16 protein-coding genes are annotated in these 17,899 nt (G+C 30.7%); 10 read left to right on the plus strand and 6 right to left on the minus strand.

The window, feature by feature from the left end; genetic code table 11:
* Position 1: 1 nt before the first annotated feature.
* Complete coding sequence (gene rbfA / locus BUB65_RS01405; protein ID WP_073071336.1) at positions 2-385, plus strand: 30S ribosome-binding factor RbfA; 384 nt, start codon at positions 2-4, stop codon at positions 383-385.
* Between the two features lie 2 nt (positions 386-387).
* Here the strand turns inward: rbfA and BUB65_RS01410 are convergent, their stop codons facing one another.
* Together BUB65_RS01410 and BUB65_RS01415 are read right to left on the minus strand one after the other, a co-directional pair.
* Positions 388-1,128 carry a sulfite exporter TauE/SafE family protein gene (locus BUB65_RS01410; RefSeq protein WP_073071338.1) on the minus strand — a complete coding sequence of 247 codons (741 nt, stop codon included), beginning with the start codon at positions 1,126-1,128 and terminating at the stop codon, positions 388-390.
* Positions 1,128-2,102, minus strand: a complete 975-nt coding sequence (locus BUB65_RS01415) for a M42 family metallopeptidase (protein WP_073071340.1) — start codon at positions 2,100-2,102, stop codon at positions 1,128-1,130. Before BUB65_RS01415 ends, BUB65_RS01410 begins: the two co-directional genes overlap by 1 nt.
* A gap of 1,114 nt (positions 2,103-3,216) precedes the next feature.
* Here BUB65_RS01415 and rlmN point away from each other — a divergent pair.
* The 8 genes from rlmN to BUB65_RS01455 are packed head-to-tail and all read left to right on the plus strand — an operon-like array spanning position 3,217 to position 11,498.
* Entirely contained in the window at positions 3,217-4,245 is a 1,029-nt protein-coding gene (gene rlmN, locus BUB65_RS01420; RefSeq protein WP_073071749.1) for a dual-specificity RNA methyltransferase RlmN, read from the plus strand.
* 53 nt (positions 4,246-4,298) lie between these two features.
* The gene (locus tag BUB65_RS01425; RefSeq protein WP_159429129.1) at positions 4,299-4,727 is read left to right on the plus strand and encodes a PASTA domain-containing protein; all 429 of its coding nucleotides are present in this window, start codon (positions 4,299-4,301) and stop codon (positions 4,725-4,727) included.
* Positions 4,724-5,590: a ribosome small subunit-dependent GTPase A gene (rsgA, locus tag BUB65_RS01430; RefSeq protein ID WP_073071344.1), complete on the plus strand. Its 867-nt coding sequence runs from the start codon at positions 4,724-4,726 to the stop codon at positions 5,588-5,590. Before BUB65_RS01425 ends, rsgA begins: the two co-directional genes overlap by 4 nt.
* Positions 5,591-7,264, plus strand: coding sequence for a YgiQ family radical SAM protein (locus BUB65_RS01435; RefSeq protein WP_073071346.1), 1,674 nt, complete (start codon positions 5,591-5,593; stop codon positions 7,262-7,264).
* Positions 7,265-7,299: 35 nt separating this feature from the next.
* The gene (locus BUB65_RS01440; protein ID WP_073071348.1) at positions 7,300-8,616 is read left to right on the plus strand and encodes a hemolysin family protein; all 1,317 of its coding nucleotides are present in this window, start codon (positions 7,300-7,302) and stop codon (positions 8,614-8,616) included.
* Positions 8,585-8,986: a cytidine deaminase gene (locus BUB65_RS01445; RefSeq protein ID WP_073071350.1), complete on the plus strand. Its 402-nt coding sequence runs from the start codon at positions 8,585-8,587 to the stop codon at positions 8,984-8,986. Before BUB65_RS01440 ends, BUB65_RS01445 begins: the two co-directional genes overlap by 32 nt.
* On the plus strand, positions 8,983-10,512 hold the full coding sequence (locus BUB65_RS01450) for an AAA family ATPase (protein ID WP_073071352.1): 1,530 nt from the start codon (positions 8,983-8,985) through the stop codon (positions 10,510-10,512). Before BUB65_RS01445 ends, BUB65_RS01450 begins: the two co-directional genes overlap by 4 nt.
* Before the next feature lie 14 nt (positions 10,513-10,526).
* On the plus strand, positions 10,527-11,498 hold the full coding sequence (locus BUB65_RS01455) for a phospholipase C/P1 nuclease family protein (RefSeq protein WP_073071354.1): 972 nt from the start codon (positions 10,527-10,529) through the stop codon (positions 11,496-11,498).
* Here BUB65_RS01455 and ligA read toward each other — a convergent pair.
* Positions 11,495-13,489, minus strand: a complete 1,995-nt coding sequence (gene ligA / locus BUB65_RS01460; protein ID WP_073071356.1) for an NAD-dependent DNA ligase LigA — start codon at positions 13,487-13,489, stop codon at positions 11,495-11,497. The two genes, BUB65_RS01455 and ligA, sit on opposite strands and share 4 nt — an antisense overlap.
* A 94-nt stretch (positions 13,490-13,583) precedes the next feature.
* On the opposite strand from ligA, the gene BUB65_RS01465 reads away from it, so the two are divergent.
* Complete coding sequence (locus BUB65_RS01465; RefSeq protein WP_073071358.1) at positions 13,584-13,802, plus strand: hypothetical protein; 219 nt, start codon at positions 13,584-13,586, stop codon at positions 13,800-13,802.
* On the opposite strand, the gene rnr is transcribed toward BUB65_RS01465, so the two are convergent.
* From rnr to BUB65_RS01480, 3 genes are read right to left on the minus strand one after another with little or no spacing between them, the layout of a single operon-like run.
* Positions 13,799-15,943 carry a ribonuclease R gene (gene rnr, locus BUB65_RS01470; RefSeq protein ID WP_073071751.1) on the minus strand — a complete coding sequence of 715 codons (2,145 nt, stop codon included), beginning with the start codon at positions 15,941-15,943 and terminating at the stop codon, positions 13,799-13,801. The genes BUB65_RS01465 and rnr overlap by 4 nt on opposite strands.
* Positions 15,943-17,193, minus strand: coding sequence for a 16S rRNA (cytosine(967)-C(5))-methyltransferase (locus BUB65_RS01475; protein WP_073071361.1), 1,251 nt, complete (start codon positions 17,191-17,193; stop codon positions 15,943-15,945). The genes rnr and BUB65_RS01475 overlap by 1 nt, the downstream gene beginning before the upstream one ends.
* Entirely contained in the window at positions 17,190-17,882 is a 693-nt protein-coding gene (locus BUB65_RS01480) for a zinc metallopeptidase (protein WP_073071363.1), read from the minus strand. Before BUB65_RS01480 ends, BUB65_RS01475 begins: the two co-directional genes overlap by 4 nt.
* Between the last annotated feature and the right edge of the window lie 17 nt (positions 17,883-17,899).

A 17,899-nucleotide genomic window follows, 5' to 3' on the forward strand; every position in this document is an offset into this window, starting at 1 on the left:
TATGAGACCAGAGTATAGAAATAAGAAGATCGAAGCTCATATCAGAAATTTAATTGCTGAAGCTTTGCAAAAAATTAAAGAACCCGATTTTGACGAAATAAAAGATTTTATTATTGTATCAAGAGTCGAAATTTCAAAAGATAAGAGATATGCAGACGTATACATTAGTTATATTGGCAATGATGAAATGCGAAAAAAAGCTGTGGATATGATGAAAGAGTATAAAGGATATTTTAGAACATATGTAGCGAAAAATACGAGGCTATATGTAGCCCCTGAATTAAGATTTATAGAAGATAAGGGTATTGAAGCAAGTGTAAAGATTAATAAGCTTTTGGATGAAATCTCACAAAATGAAAAAAATAAAAGTGATAATGAAAAATAATTTTATGACATTAGATACTTTATAGCTGAGATTACAATCATAATGAAGACTATAAATCTTACAAATTTAGCACCGCTTTTTAATGCGGTAGTTGTTCCAATTTTAGCTCCTATCATTGTTCCTAGAGCAAGAACAAGTCCTTTTAAAATATCGACTTTTCCATTTAAAAGGAAAATTGTAAATGAAAATGACGTATAACATAAGACAATGAATACTTTCAAGGCATTAGTTTTTATGATATTGTTACCTTCAATAAATACCAAACTAGCTATAAGAAAAAAACCGACTCCTGCTTGGATGAATCCACCATAAAAACCTATAAAAAAGAAAATTAAAAAACTTAAGAGGTAATTTTTTTTAACCTTTTTACCTTCTTCCCAAACTTTAGGTTTGTACAATATAAAGAAGCTCATGAAAAGGAATATTAATCCGATAATTTTTTCAAGTAGATTTTTATCAATACTTAAAACGGTAAATGTCCCAAAAATCGCACCAATAGTTGCTGGCATGGCGAGTAATATTCCTTCTTTAATAGATAGAACTTTTCCTTTTTTGAAATTCCTTGTAGCAATTATATTTTGAAGTAAAATGCCAACTCGGTTTGTCCCATTAGCTACAGATATATCAAGACCGAGCAAAGTTAAAACAGGTAGAGTGAGCATTGAACCTCCACCAGCGAGTACATTTACGAATCCTGCACCAATTCCTGAAACAAATAGTAATATATAAAGTAAAAAAGCCACTATAACTCCTCCTCAGAAATAATTTTTAATAATTTTATAAGATTTTCGAGATCATTAATATGGATCATTTCAACTGTAGAATGTAAAAATTTTACAGCAACACTCAAGGCAACAAATGGAGTTCCTTTATCAACAAATATACTACCATCTGTTCCTCCACCTGTTGTACCTAATTGAATGGGAATATTATTCTTTTTTGCTAATTCAACTATCTTTTTTGAATAATAAAATGAGCTTATACCGGAGTTGTCAGCAAACCTTATCACAGGTCCATCACCAGGCTTTATATGCTGATTTTGCCTTGAACAACAGGCAAAAGAATCAATAGCAATAGCTAAATCAATTTCAGAGAGCTCGTTTGATAAAGCCTTAGCTCCTTTTAATCCGATTTCTTCTTGTACGGTCCATGCAAAAATTACTTCATTTTTAGGTGATGAATTTTTATATACTTCTTCTAAAACAAAACATCCAAATCTATCATCCAATGCTCTACAAGAAATATAATTACCTATATTTATAAAATTCTTTTTAAATACAGCGTAATCCATAATATTAATTCCTATATTCAAAACATCTTCTTTGGTATTTAGCCCAACGTTTCCTACAAGTTCGAAACTTACATTATCCTTTTTTAAATGAGGTGGGACTGCACCAATTACTCCTTGGATTATCTTCTCGTTAGTGACTATTTCGATATATCTACTTTGTATGATTTCGTCGGGAATACCTCCAACCTTTCTCAAAATTAAATTACCATTTTCTTTAATACTTGTTATCAAAAAGCCTATTTCATCCATATGTGCCATTAAAAGTATCTTTTTATTTCCTGTTCCTTTTCTAATAACTAGATTTCCTATTTTGTCAACATAATATTTTCTTGGATTTAAGTTTTGAATAATTTTTTCTCTTATTTTTTCTTCTCTTGAAGAAATACCTGGAATTAAGCAAAGTTCTTTAAGCCTATCAATATTCATTTCTTCTCCCTCCATTTCTTTTTCTTATTTTAACTAAAAATTTATTGTGTGATTTTCTTGATGTTTAACTTTACTTGTTATAGTTATAACAAAAATTTGCATTTATTACAAGTTAAATAAATCCTAATTTTTAAATTAATAAATAAAAAATTAACCTCTTTTTTTCTCCTTTTATTTGAATGTCATATAATTTGTTGTGAGTAATACAATTGTTTAAAGAATGATGCTTTCCATTTAGTACCCATTGGATGCCCAAGAAGGGCTATTGTTCCTCCATTTACATTCGTTCTTTCAAGTATCTAGTCTTTGCTTACTCCAAATTTCTTACGCCACAGCTTTATTACCACAAAATTTCGTGCTGCAAATGCTTTGTTAAGCTCTATTAATTCTAAGTCTTCTATCTTACTTTTGCTTTTTTCAGAGCTTTCTCGTTGCAAGTACTATAATACTTTCTTCACCATTTATTCCCATGGTAATTCCTGCAGTTATTGTCCCATCTTTTTTGAAGATTACTTTTTATATTACTTTTTTTGCTTCATTTGATTGTTGCATGCAAATTCGTCTTATTTTTTTTCTTGTTAAGTTATATTTCTCTGCTAAGTATTCTATTGTTAATCCCATATGTATGTTGTAAATACTTCAATAAGTTTATATCACTTCAGTCCATTTCTTGCTTTTGAAGGTAATAAATAAGAAGAAGTAGGGATATTTTCTATGCTACATGATAGTATAATATCAGCATTTTTTGAAACTATATATCAACAGTGTATCATTTGCAATGATAGTTAATTGTTTCATTAGTTTATAATTTCATCTTCTAATTAATTTTTCAGCTTTGCAATAGTAATAACTTTCAACTTAATCCTTTCTCATTTTGATTTACAAAGTGAAAATAATCTCTTACACATTGGAATTTTAATACTAAATACTTTTCAAATGAAAACATGAATAATGGAGAATAATTTACATATTAACATCTGAGAGAATTAAAATAAAGGTTGATTTTTGTATTTCGATTTTACATTTTTTCTAATCATACCGTATAGTATTTGCAATGATTTTTAAATACTTTGTGATAAAATATATTAGGAGTATATTGGGGAGGAAAAAAATGATGAAGAATATTTTGAATTTTAATTATGATCAACTTCACAAAGAATTTGAAAAATTAGGGTTTGAAAAGTATAGAGTGGATCAAGTACTAGATTGGATATATAAAAAAAGGGTATTTAATTTTGAAGATATGACGAATCTTTCCAAAGAACAAAGGAAAGTTCTAGTCGAAAAATTCTACGTAGGAATACCTAAACTTTTAGATATGCAGATTTCAAAAATTGATAGAACAACGAAGTTTTTATGGGAATTATCGGATGGGAATACTATTGAATCAGTTGTTTTATTTCATACTGGAAGAGTTACAGCATGCATTTCTACACAAGTAGGTTGTCCTGTGAAATGTAGTTTTTGTGCAACAGGACAAAGTGGTTTTGTTAGGAACTTAAAAGCCGGGGAGATTGTATCTCAAATTCTTGGAATAGAGTTTTATAGAAATGTTAAAGTTGGTAATGTAGTATACATGGGTATGGGTGAACCACTCCTTAATTTTGATGAAACTTTAAAGAGTGTAGAAATGTTAAATCACAAAAAGATGTTAAACATTGGAAAAAGACGGATTACAATTTCAACGGTTGGAATTCCTGAAAAAATAATAGAACTTGCTGAGAGAAACGTTGATGTAAGATTGGCATTATCTTTACACGCTGCGACAAACTCGAAACGTGATGAGTTAATACCGTTGAATAAAAAATACAGTGTCGATGAATTAATTTATGCAATAAAAAAATACCAAGAAATAACTGGTAATAGGGTTACAATTGAGTATCTTTTGATAAGAGAATTTAATGACTATCCAGAAGATGCAGAGAGATTGGCAGGCTTATTAAAAGGATTGAGTGTTTTTGTTAATCTAATCCCGGTGAATCCTGTTAATCCCAATTTTTATAGGCCCAGTAGATGGGCTATGGAAAGATTTAAACAGATTCTTGAGAGACATGGAATTGAAAGTGAAATTAGAGTTGAAAAAGGAACTGATATTGAGGCGGCATGCGGACAATTAAGAAGGAGGAAGTTAAAATCAAAATAGTCAAATATTTTTTGATATTTATATTAGGAATATTTTTCGGAGTTCTTTCCTTCTTGGGTTGGGTATATTACCAAGAGAAAATAAACATCACGTATATACCAGATGTTATTGGTTATGATATTAATGAAGCTCAAAAAATATTAGAAAAAAACGATTTGAAAGTTTTAAGATTTGGAAATGGTAAGGTAATTAACACAATTCCGCAAGTTGGATTAGTTGTAAAAAAGGGAAGAATTGTTAGAATTTTTGGGAAATCGATGGAAACTAACGAGTATACGATCCCGAATTTTTTTGGTGTAAATTATAAAACTGTAATTAAAATATTAGAAAATTGGGGTTTGAAGGTGGAAGTAGTGAAGATAAGATATCCGGGACCTGATGGAAGGGTTTTAGCAACATATCCTGGTGCCGGTAAAAGAATCAAAACTGGAGATTATATAAAAATATTGGTAGATGATGGTGAAATAGGAGGAGGTCAATGAGAAGAAAAGGAGTCGTAGTAAAATTTTTATCAAATATGGCCATTGTTCAGGATTATGAAACTGGAGAGAAGTTTCTTTGTAAGTTAAGAGGTAAGTTTAAAGAGCAAAAAATTAGACCTATAGTCGGGGATATAGTCGAATACAGGATTATTGTTAAAAAAGAAGGGGTAATTGAGAACATATATAATAGAAAAAATGAACTTTTGAGACCAAGAATTGCAAATGTTGATCAAGTAATTGTAGTAACAACTTTAAAATCTCCGGAAACACCTTTAGGAATATTAGATAGATATCTTGTGCTTGTAGAAAATGCTAATCTTCCTGCTGTAATTGTTTTGAATAAAGTTGATCTGCTTACCGATGATGAAATAAAAAATTTTGTTGATATCTATGGTGATATTTATGATGTTATAATTACCAGTGCAAAAACTGGTTATGGAATAGAAGAGTTAAAGAAGATATTAAAAGGGAAAATAGCTACTATGGCAGGAATGTCAGGGGTTGGAAAAAGTAGTTTGTTAAACGCTATAAATCCAGGTCTTTCATTAAAGGTTAATGAAATTTCCCAAAAATTGGATCGTGGAAGGCATACTACAACGGTGATCGAATTATTGTATTTTGATTTTGGAGGTTGGATTGCAGATACTCCAGGTTTTGCAAATTTAGATATTTCATCAATAAAACCGGAAAATTTAAAAAAATTATTTCCAGAATTTCGTAGATTTTCTTGTTTGTTCCTAGACTGTAACCACATCCATGAGCCAAATTGTGGTGTAAAAGAGGCTGTAGAGGATGGTAAAATAAAATCAAGTAGATATAATAGTTACATAGATATGTACAAAGAGCTTACGGAGGGAAAGTGATTGTTTTTACCAACTACACGTGAGGAAATGGATAAGCTGGGTTGGAAATATTTAGACGTTATCTTAGTAACGGGTGATGCATATATTGATCATCCTTCGATAGGAGTTTCTTTAATTGGGCATTTTTTAGTATCAAAAGGTTATAAGGTTGGTATTATTGCACAGCCTGATTGGAAGACTGATGAAATAACGAGGTTGGGAAGACCTCGTTTATTTTTTGGTGTTACAGCAGGAAATGTTGATTCTATGGTTTCAAATTATACTGCGTCTCGTAAAAAGAGAAAAAGGGATGATTATACACCTGGAGGATATGGTGGAAAAAGGCCTGACAGGGCTACAATAGTTTATTCTAATTTGATAAGAAAGTATTTTAAAAATGTTCCAATAGTTCTTGGAGGAATTGAAGCAAGCTTAAGAAGATTTTCCCATTATGATTGGTGGGCTAATAAAGTTAGAAAATCCATATTATTAGATTCAAAGGCTGATCTTCTTGTATACGGAATGGGTGAGCTTGCAACTTTCGAAATTGCTAAATGTCTTGAAAAGTATGGTAATGTAGATAAGTGCAAAAATATCAGGGGAATAATGTGGTGGACTTCATCTAGTGTTAAAGGTATTTATTTGCCTTCACATGAAGAAGTTGCAAGAGATCCAGAAAAATATTCTGAGATGTTTTTAAAACAGACTATGTTTACTGATCCTTTTAAAAAGTTTAAGCTGGTACAAAAACAGGATAATAGATATGTTGTTCAAAATCCGCCACAATATCCTTTATCCCAAAAAATGTTGGATGAAATTTATTTATTACCTTTTGAAAGGAAGGTTCATCCATTTTATTTAAGAAAAGGTGAAGTAAAAGCAATTAAAACGGTAAAATTTTCAATAACTGCTGTTAGGGGGTGCTACGGTTCTTGTGCATTTTGTGCTTTGACCCAACACCAAACAACACACTTAGTTTCTAGAAGCAAAGAATCAATCCTTGAAGAAGTTAAAATTCTCTCAAGACTAAAGGATTTTAAAGGAACAATTATGGATGTTGGTGGTCCGACAGCAAATATGTACAATTCTAAGTGTGATATCAGAAGCACACGTGGACAGTGTACAAAATTTTGCATGTATCCAAGAATATGTGCTAACAATGAATCGGATCATGAAGATTTTCTAGATTTGTTGTATGCAATTAAATCACTTCCGAATATAAAGAATGTTTTTATTTCTTCAGGAATAAGACATGATCTAGTTTTAAAAGATAAAAGGTATGGAAATGAATTCATAAAAAGATTGCCTGAGTTTACTCCGGGACAGTTAAAATTAGCTCCGGAACATTCTCATGAAAGTGTATTAAGAATTATGAGGAAACCTAATATTGATTTATTTCTTGAATTCAAGAGTAAGTTTGAGAAATATTCAAGAAGAAAATACGTAATAGCATATTTTATAGTTGGACATCCTGGAGAAGGAAAAAGTGAGAATGATCATCTCAAAAAGTTTATAGAAACAAAATTAGGTTATAAACCCCAACAAATTCAAATATTTACTCCTACTCCTGGAACACTAAGTACTACGATTTATTATACAGGAATTGATCCTTATACGAATGAAAAAGTGTTTGTGGAAAGGTCATTAAGAAACAGGAATCTAATGAAAAAGAACGTAATGATGAAAAAAAAGTAAATATGGTATAATTCTTTTTGGAGGTGAGAGTTAAGATGGAAGACCCTTTAAGTTATTTTTGGGCATTTATTTTTTTAATATTTCTGCTTTATTTATCAGCTGTTTTTTCATCATCTGAAACTGCTTTAACTTCTGTAAGTAGAGTAAAATTGAAGGAAGCATTAAAAAAAGGAAACAAAGAGGAAGAAGAAAACGAATTACACTTATTTAATAAATTATTGACGGTTATTTTGATTATGAATAATCTTGTAAATATCTTAGCTTCTTCTGTCGCAACTTTAATTGTAGTTGGGTTGTTCCGTGAATTTATCCCTGAAAGTGTATCTGCACTAATTACCACCCTGATTTTAACCTTTTTCATTTTAATTTTTGGTGAAATCACACCAAAAATCTATGCCAGGCAAAACAATGAAAAGGTTTTTAATAAAATGATAGGAATTTTAATTTTTCTTTCTAAAATTTTATCACCATTTATAAAGATATTGGTATCAATTTCTAACTTTATTATCAGACTCATAGGAGGTAAATTAGTCAACGAAGCACCATTTATTACTACAGAGGATATTTTAATGTATGTAGAAGCTGGAAGAGAGGAAGGAATAATCAAACACGAAGAAAGTTTTATGTTAAAAAGGACGCTTGAAATGGAAGTTTCTTTAGTAAAAGAAATCATGATTCCACGGGTTGATATAGTTGCAATAGATGAGAGTGAAACGCTTAAAGAAATTATGGAAATAATTAAAGAAGAAGAATATTCAAGAATTCCTGTGTACAAAGACACAATTGATAACATTGTTGGTATATGTTATGCAAAGGATGTTCTTGTATTTATAAGTGAGAGAGGTACAGAAATAAAAGACAAAGTGAAAGTTAAAGAATTAATGAGAGAACCTCTTTTTATACCAGAGACAATGAAAGTTTCTGAATTATTGAAAATATTCAAAGAACAGAAAGTACATATTGCTATAGTAGTGGATGAATATGGCGGAACTGCTGGACTTGTGACTATGGAAGATATTTTGGAGGAAATTTTCGGGGAGATTATGGATGAATATGATCAAAATGAAAATGTAGGAATTAAGAGACTTGAGGATGGTGCATACATTGTGGATGCTACTATTCCAATAAATGATCTTGAGAGAGAATTAAACATTGAATTTCCTGAAAGTGATTATGAAACACTTGCAGGTTATATACTTGAAAATTTACAAAGAATTCCAAAAGTAGGAGAAAAAATTAAAATCGATGGATTTATATTTAAAATTGTTGCAGCATCAAAAAATAGAATAGAAAAAGTTTTGATAAAGGTGGTGACTAAAGATGGAAAAGAAGAAAACGGAAGAATTAATTGAAAAAGCGTTTCAGGCTAGAGAAAATGCATATGCTCCATACTCCAATTTTAAAGTTGGAGCGGCTTTGCTAACAAAAAGCGGAAAAATATATACAGGTAGTAATATAGAAAATGCATCATATGGTCTTACGTGTTGTGCTGAAAGGGTAGCAATTTTTAAGGCAATTTCAGATGGAGAAAAGAATTTTGATACTATTGTAATTGTTGGAGGGACTAAAGACCCTATTTCACCTTGTGGTGCTTGCAGGCAAGTAATGGCTGAGTTTGGGGATTTTAATGTAATACTTGTGAGTAAGGATAAGAAAATTAAAAAGATGACTGTTAAGGATTTGTTACCATATTCTTTTGAAAAGGAGAATCTTAAAGAATGACGAATGGAATGATTATTTCCATTCATCTTAATGACTATTTATATTTTAAAAATGTTGATGTTTATTTTGATAAAGGTTTGAATGTTTTTACAGGTGAAACAGGTGCAGGTAAAAGTTTACTTTTAGATGTCCTTGGAATATTACTTGGTTTAACAAGTGGTCGAGTTGATAACTACAATGCAGATGTAGTAGTGGAGCTTCCACAGGATTATCCGGATTATGAAATAAATTCTGGAGAAAATATTTTTTCAATTACAAAAAAAAATGGTAGAACAATTTTTAAAGTGAATGGAAGAGTGTTTCCTAAAAATATTGTTTCCGAAATTTTGAATAACATCATTTCTATGCATAGACAGAATTCTCATTTGAAATTTTTGGAATCAAATTTCTTAATTTCTGTTCTTGATGAGGTCGCACAAAATTATAATTTATTGTCAAAATTTTCAAAATTGTATTCGCAATATAAATCATTACTTCTTTTGTTAAAATCAGAGAATTTGGAAGAGTTAAAAAGAAGAAAAAGTGAACTTGAGATATATATTGAAGAAATCGAGAAGGTAAATCCTAATCCTGTTGAAGAGCAAGAACTGGAAGAAAAATATAAAGTAGCATTAAATTTACAGCAAAATATTCAAAATTACAATGAGTTATTAAATATGTGCGAAAATGTAAGTTCGGAAATATGGGCCATGAAAAAAGTTTCTCCAGATAAATTTATGGCCCAAATTGATGCTGCTTTTGATATAATTGAGACTATGAAACTTGATATTCAACGTGAATTATCGAATATTGAAGAATATGATGTAAGTGAAATTGAAGAAAAAATTTGGGACTACAATTCTCTCAAAAGAAAATATGGTCCAACAATTGAAGATGTACTTCGAAATTACGAACAATTCAAAAAACAATTTAATGAAATAACATCTAAAATAGAACTTTTGGAAAATTCAAACGAAAAGGTGCAAAAATTTAAAAGGAGACTTGAAGATTTGGGAGCAATGCTTACAAAAAGAAGAAAAGAAACAGCAAGTATTATTTTGAACACTTTTATAAAACATGCTAGAGATTTAAATTTAAATGCAGACCTTGACATAGTTTTTGAAAATTCACAGATGACTTCAAGAGGCTTTGACAAAGTTGAAATTGTAGGGAGAATGATAAAAAATGAACCTTTAAAACCTATTCGCAATATAGCTTCTGGTGGAGAACTTTCGAGGTTAATGCTAGCACTCGAATTATCTATAGCTTCTGGTGGAGTGTTGATTTTTGATGAAATTGATGCCGGTATAAGTGGAGAAACTGGTAATAAATTAGCTGAAAAGTTAAAAGAGGTATCAAAGAAGTATCAAGTTATTGTTGTAACACATTTACCTCAAATTGCTGTTAGAGCAGACAAACATTTTGTTGTTACAAGAGAAGAAGAAGTTGGTATTGTAAAAGAGTTAAGTGAAAAAGAGAAAATAAAAGAATTGAAAAGAATGGTGGGTTCTGAAGATGTTTTGTCATTTATTGACAAAGTTGAATAATTGGGGGTGAAAAAATGAAAAAGTTACTTTTAAGTTTATTTGTTTTAGTTTCTTTAGTTTCATTTTCCTGGAGTGGACATGAAGCTTTGACTTATTATTTGATCCAAGATTTACCAAATGCGAGTACTTTAGTTGAAATTACTCCATACAATTATGTGGAAGACAGGGTATATAATCAAGATTTTCTCGTTCTTGAGGATGTAGCTGGTCAAAGAAAATTTTTTGAACCACTTGGTGACGGAGTATTTCCTCCAGATCCAACACCGATGAATAATAAATTACCAGTATGGCAGATTTTGACAATATATTCTCCAGAACCTGACAACGGAATGGATGAGGGCCTCAATTTAGATCCTTTACAAGTTTTAATAGGTAACAGTCAAGGTGTAAGACATATGAGATATAGAATAGGGATTTTGAGTGCTTTTCAAGGGGATAAATCATTTTTGTATTTTGTAAACATGTCAAAAATCGCATTTGAAAATGGAGATAGATATTGGGGATACAGGTTTTTAGCTAGAGCTTTGCATTATATAGAAGATTTATCTCAACCATATCATAATGCTCCTGGAGAATTAGGAGAGATGATTTGGGCTGCAATGAATAAAAACATGAGTACTATATTGGGTAATGCTCATTATTTTCTTGACGATTATCTTGTTTATCTCTTATATTATTCAGATAATGCTGCAAGAGAAACTATTCTTGGAGCAAAACCTTTATTTTTTGACACTTACGAAGAATATGTTCAAAGTGTAATGGATTATACTTTAGCTAAATTTCCAATTGTGCACAGAGAGGTTAAAAGAATTTTTGGTGAAGATACGTTATTACAAAGGATAAAGATAGATGATATGAAAGAAAGAGATAAAGATGGAGAATTTGCAGTGTTAAAATCAGAGATATTAAGTATTCTTTCATATTCATCATCTGTGATAAAAGGTTTCCTTTTGGATTTTTTAAAAGATGTAGGCGAAATTGATTAGCTGTTTATAAGTTTTTCAAATTCTTCTTCATTTAAAATTTTAATACCTAATTGCCTGGCTTTATCAAGCTTAGAGCCAGGCTTTTCTCCAACGATTAAATAATCAGTCTTTGATGTTACGGAATTAGTAACTTTTCCTCCTAGTTGTTCGATTAGTTCCTTTGCTTCTTCCCTGGTATATTTTTTCAAGGTCCCTGTAATTACAAATGTAAGATTTTTCAATTTATTACCTTTTTTTACTACTTTTGATTCAAGATTTATACCTGCTTTTTTGAGTTTTTTGATAATTTCTTTTGTTTTTTCGTTTTGAAAGTAATCTATTATACTTTTTGCAACTTCGGGACCTATTCCATCAATTGAAGTTAATTTTTCATAAGTAGCATTTGCAAGATCATCAATATTTTTAAAATGCTCCGTTAATATTTTTGCTGTTTTTTCACCTACCATTGGTATACCAAGACCTACAATTACCTTATGTAAAGGAGTTTTTTTAGCTTTCTCAATTTGTTTTAAAATATTTGCAATTGTTTTTTGCCCTACACCACTTATTTGTGCAAGATCAAACGGAGTAAGATAAAAAATATCAGCAATATCATTTATGATTTTTGCATCAACAAATTTATCAACGAGTTTTTCTCCAATTCCAGAAATATCAAATGCTGACCTTGAAACAAAAATTTCAAGGTGTCGTTTTAGTTTTTGTGGACAGTGGGGGTTTAAACAGCGAAGTGCTACTTCCATTTCTGATAATTTTCCAACAGGGCCTCCGCAAACTGGACATTTCTTAGGAGGTTGTACCTCTTTTTCATTTCCAGTTCTTAATTCTTTTATAACACTTATTACTTGAGGAATTATTCCTCCAGCCTTTTCGATATATACAAAATCCCCAATTTTTATATCTTTTTCCTTAATATAATCAAAATTGTGTAATGATGCCCTTTTAACAATGGTACCTTCAAGAGTAACTGGTTCAAGAATAGCAACAGGAGTTATTGTTCCAGTTCTTCCAACGTTAAATTCCACATTAAGTAGTTTTGTTTTTGCTTTGATAGCTGGAAATTTAAACGCAATTGCCCATCTTGGAGCTTTTGCAGTTTCACCTAATACTTTATAGTAATCAAAATTGTTTACTTTTACGACAACGCCATCAGCCCAATAACCAAGTTTAGTACGTTGCTGAATCATTTCTTTCCAATATTCAATTACACATTCAATGTTATTACATAATTTTGAAAGTGGGTTAACCTTTAATCCTAGTTCTTTTAGGAATTTTAATGCTTCCCACTGAGTTTTTAAACCGTATTTTTCAGGTTCAACAATGTAATAAATGAATGAATCTAACTTTCTTTTTGCAACTATTGATGAATCGAGCTGCCTTAAAGTTCCAGCTGTGGCATTTCTTGGATTAGCAAATGGTTGGAGCCCTTCTTCTTCTCTTTGAATGTTGTAACGTTTAAATTCATCAACTGGCATGAAAATTTCTCCCCTGACCTCTATAGTCAATGGTTTAAATAATCTTAGAGGAATAGATTTTATTTTTTTCACATTTTCGGAGATATCATCTCCTTCAATTCCGTTACCTCTACTTAAAGCTAATGCAAATTTACCTTCTTCATATCTTATTGCAACAGAAACACCGTCGATTTTTAATTCACATACATATTCAACTTCAGGAACATTTAAAAGTTTTTTGACTCTTCTGTCAAATTCTTTTATTTCTTCCTCATTATATGTATTATCAAGACTGAGCATAGGGATGGAATGAGGGAGTGTTCTGAAACCAGAAATTAAACCTCCTCCCACTTTTTGTGTGGGAGAATTTGGTGACATAAATTCAGGGTACTTCTTTTCAAGTTCAGTTAACCGTTTCATTAATTTATCATATTCTTCATCGCTGATTACAGGATCTGCAAGTACATAGTATCTATAATTGTGATATTCAATTTTTCTACGTAGTTCTTCAATTTCTTTTTTTATTTTTTCTTTATCCATATTACCACCTCTAAAAAAATAAATATAACTTGCAAAGATTTTGGTTATATGTTAAAATATTTTTGGAAAAATATTTAAAAATGGAGGTGTAAACGTGCTTTATTTTCTTGCAACGTTAGGAGTAATATTTTTAGTGATATTGGGTATTCTATTTTTTCCGTTTCTCTCACCTATTCTTGCTGTAATATTGGGTGTTTTGCTTGTGGTCTTAATTTTTGTTGGATTAGTAACAATAGTGCTTCCAGTTGTAATTGTTCTTCTTATTATCTCACTAATTGCTAAAGGAGTTGAATATTTAAGAAATAAACATTAATTAATATTGCTTTTATTTTCTTCTTCATTATATATTTCAAAATCAATTTGCATTCTTGTTTTATCGGCTTTAATTACTTTTGCCTTTAATTTATCGCCTATTTTATATATTTTTCCTTTTCTTTCGCCAATTAAAATACTTTTTTCTTCGTTATATATGTAGTAATCATTCATTGTAGAGACATGGATTAATCCTGAAATATATTTGTCGATAATTTCTACGAATAACCCAAATTTTGTTACCGAGGTTACCACTACGTCGAAAACATCCCCAATATGCCTTGAAATATAGTCTATTTTTTTCAGGGCTGTATAATCCCATTCTGCTTCATCGGCTGTTCTTTCTCTTTTACTACTATGTACAGCTATCTTAGTTAGTTTTTTGTTTAATTCTTTTATTTTCTTTTTGGTTAACTTTCCATTAGTCTTAAGAAAGTTTCTTATCAGTCTGTGAACAACAAGATCAGGATACCTTCTAATTGGTGAAGTAAAGTGTGTATAGGCGTATGATGCAAGCCCAAAATGCCCTATATTAGTTGAAGAATAAACCGCTCTTTTCATGGATCTAACTAATAATCTTTCGATACTACTTCTTAGAGGATGTCCTTCTGTCTTTTCCAACAGTTCTTGTAGTAATTTTGGTTGTATTTTTTTAGGTAACTTAAAGTTTATTCCAAGTGCAGAGAGATAATTTTTGAGTTGTAATATAGTATCGGGATCTGGCTGTTCATGAACTCTGTATACAAACGGTAAATCGAAATTGTTGAAAATTTCCGCAATAGTTTCATTTGCTTTTATCATAAATTCTTCAATTATAACTTCGGCTTCCCCTCTGTATCTTGGAATTATATCTATAGTATGTCCTTTTTCATCAAGTATTATTTTGACTTCGCCGCCTTCTATATCTAAGATAGCACCTCTTTTTCTTCTTGCATTCCTTAAAATGTCTTTCAATTCCTTCATCAAAAACAATTGTTCTTTTAAATCACCAATTTTTCTGTATGCTTCTTTATCCCCCGAAAATAAAGCATTAACATCATCATATATAAGTCTTCTATAACTTCTAATAACTCCTGGAGTTACTTCAAAATCGACTACTTCTCCTTCTTTATTTAATTCCATTAAAAGAGACATTACAAGACGATCTTCACCCTGGACAAGACTGCAAATTCCATGTGAAAGTTTAAATGGAAGCATTGGTATCACTCTATCAACAAGGTATACGCTAGTACCTCTTTTAAAAGCTTCTTTGTCAAGTTCTGTACCTTCTTTTACATAATACGAAACATCGGCAATATGAACCCCAAGAAGGTAATTTCCGTTTTGTAATTTTTTCACATTTACTGCATCATCAAAGTCTTTTGCATCTGCCCCATCTATAGTAACTATAATTTCATTTCTAAAATCTCTTCTTCCTTTTAAGTCTTTTGGAGTCACCTTTTCTGGTATTTTTGCAACTTCTTTTAAAACTTTTTCTGGAAATTCGACTGGTAAATCATGTTTTACTACAATAGTTGGGAAATCAGTTGAAGGATCGTCAGAATATCCTAAAACTTCAATCACTTTTGCAACGGGATTTCTTGTTGGTGATGGATACTTTACTATTTCAGCGACAACCTTTACACCTGGTTTTGCATTGTTAAAATATTCAACAGGAACGTAAAAGTCGTATTGGATTTTTGGATCATCTGGGATTATGAATGCAAACCTTCCACGGGGTTGAAAAGTTCCAACTATTTTTTTGAGTCCTCTCTCAATGACCTTTATAACTTTTCCTTCTGGAAGATCATACCATTTTCCAATGATCTCAACTAGAACTTTATCTTTGTGCAAAGCATTTCCAAGTTTTTCAGCTGGTATAGCTATTTCATCTCCTGATTCTGTCCATACAAACGCAAGAGTACCATTTCTTGTAAGTTCAAGGGTACCTATAGCAAGATTATCTTTTAAAGGTCTATATTTTCCTTTACTATCTTTATATATTTTACCTTCAGAAATTAGTTCTAAAAGGATCTTTCTTAATTTCTGTTTTTCTTGTTTTGTTCTAAGATTAAAAATTTTATATAGTTCTTTTAAGACTTTTGGGGTGTAAGTTTTAGAGGTTAATTTTTTTTCGACAATTTTTTTATTTAACATATTAATCACTCCTTTAAAATAATTGAGACATAAAACGGTGTAAGATTTTCGTCAGGGTAAAAAAGCGCTCCGTATCCATCCCATAAGTATTTTACCTTAAAATTTTCCAATTTGTCTCGTATATCTATTATTTTTCCACCTTTTTCCTCAACTAACCATTTTACATTCATGGTATTTTCTTCATAGGTTACGGTACAAGTTGAGTAAACTAATAAACCTTTTTGTTTCAATAATGTCCAAATATTTGTTAATATTTCCTTTTGGAGGGATGAAAGAAATTTTATGTTTTTTGGCGATTGCCTTCTTAAAACTTCTGGATTTCTTCTGGCTGTTCCAAGACTACTACAAGGGGCATCAACTAATATTTTATCAAACTTGAAATCGAAGTTTAATTTTCTTGCATCTTTTATAGTGAATTTTTCTGCTCTGAGATTAAGACGTTTGAATTGATTTCTAACTAATTCTATTCTTGATGCATCAATATCATTTACGTATAATTTCACGTCAGAAAGCTCCAGAATTTCTGTTGCTTTTCCACCTGGTGCACTACAAGCGTCGAGAATAAATTCGTCTTTATTAAAATCTATCAAAAGAGGAATCAATTGTGATGATTCACTTTGATATGTAATATCCCCTTTGATGTATTCTTTTAATTCCCAAGGGGAAATATTAAAGGTTTCGAAAATTATTCCAATTGGAGAATGTGCAGTATATTTTATATTTTCAAGATTCAACTGTTCTCTTGTTAATTTTCGTTTATTAACTCGTGCACTAGTTTTTATTGGAATAAGATTGTATTCAAGCATTGAATAAAGGTAATCATTTGGAAGAAACTTTTTCCAATATTCTAATAACCATTTTGGAACGGAATATTTTAAATATAATTCTTTTGGATGTTCAAGGTAAGGAATCTTTGTTATGTTTCTTAGAATTGCATTTACCAATTTTCTGAATGATTGCTTTTCAACAAGATTAACTGTTTCGTTTACTACAGCATAATTTGGAATGTTAGTGAATAAAATCAAATATGCACCAATTCTTAGAATTGTTCTAATTGAAGGAGGAATATCCTTCTTTCTTAAAAATTTATTTACAACCCAATCAAGATATTCCTGTCTTCTTAGAACTCCATATACTAAATCTTTAAAAAAAGCTTTCTCCTCAACATAGGAGAAAGCTTCATAAAAATCTTTTGAAAACATACCTGCTTTAAATTTCTTTCGAAGTAACCGATACGCAATTAAAAGATCATTCAATCTCTGTTACCTCCTATAAGACCAGCCAGGAAAATCATTCTTAGTAATTGTAAAATAGCCATTAATGTTCCAGCTACGTATGTCATTGCAGCTGCGGTTAAGACCTGTTTGACACCTTCAAGTTCTTTTGGCGGCATCATTAAATTCGAAGCTAATATTTTAACAGCTTTGTTACTTGCATCAAATTCAACTGGAAGTGTAATTAAAGAAAATATAACTGCAAAGGAGAATAAAATTATTCCTAATCTAATAAGTGCAATGTTGAAAAATAGAAAACCTACTATAAAAAGTATCCATGAAAGATTAGATGTTATTGAAACAACGGGGGCTATTCCATTTCTAATTACCAAAGGAATGTAACCTTTTGCATGTTGTATAGCATGTCCAATTTCGTGAGCAACAACTCCCAGTGAAGCAACAGAATCGGAACTGTATGTTGCACTTGAAAGTCTCACAACTTTATTTCTGGGATCGTAATGATCAGTAAGTTTTCCAGGAATTCTTTCAATTGTCACGTCGTAGATACCTGCTGATTCTAGCATAAATTTAGCTAGTTCAGCTCCGCTCATATTTAGAGAAGATTTTATTTTGGAATATTTGTTAAATTTTTCCTGAATATAAGCTTGTGTAATAAGGGCAACTATAAGTCCAGGAATTAATATGATAAAACTTGGATCAAAGAAGAACACATGTTTCACCTCCGAAT

Source organism: Thermosipho atlanticus DSM 15807 (assembly GCF_900129985.1).
Lineage (GTDB): Bacteria > Thermotogota > Thermotogae > Thermotogales > Fervidobacteriaceae > Thermosipho_A > Thermosipho_A atlanticus.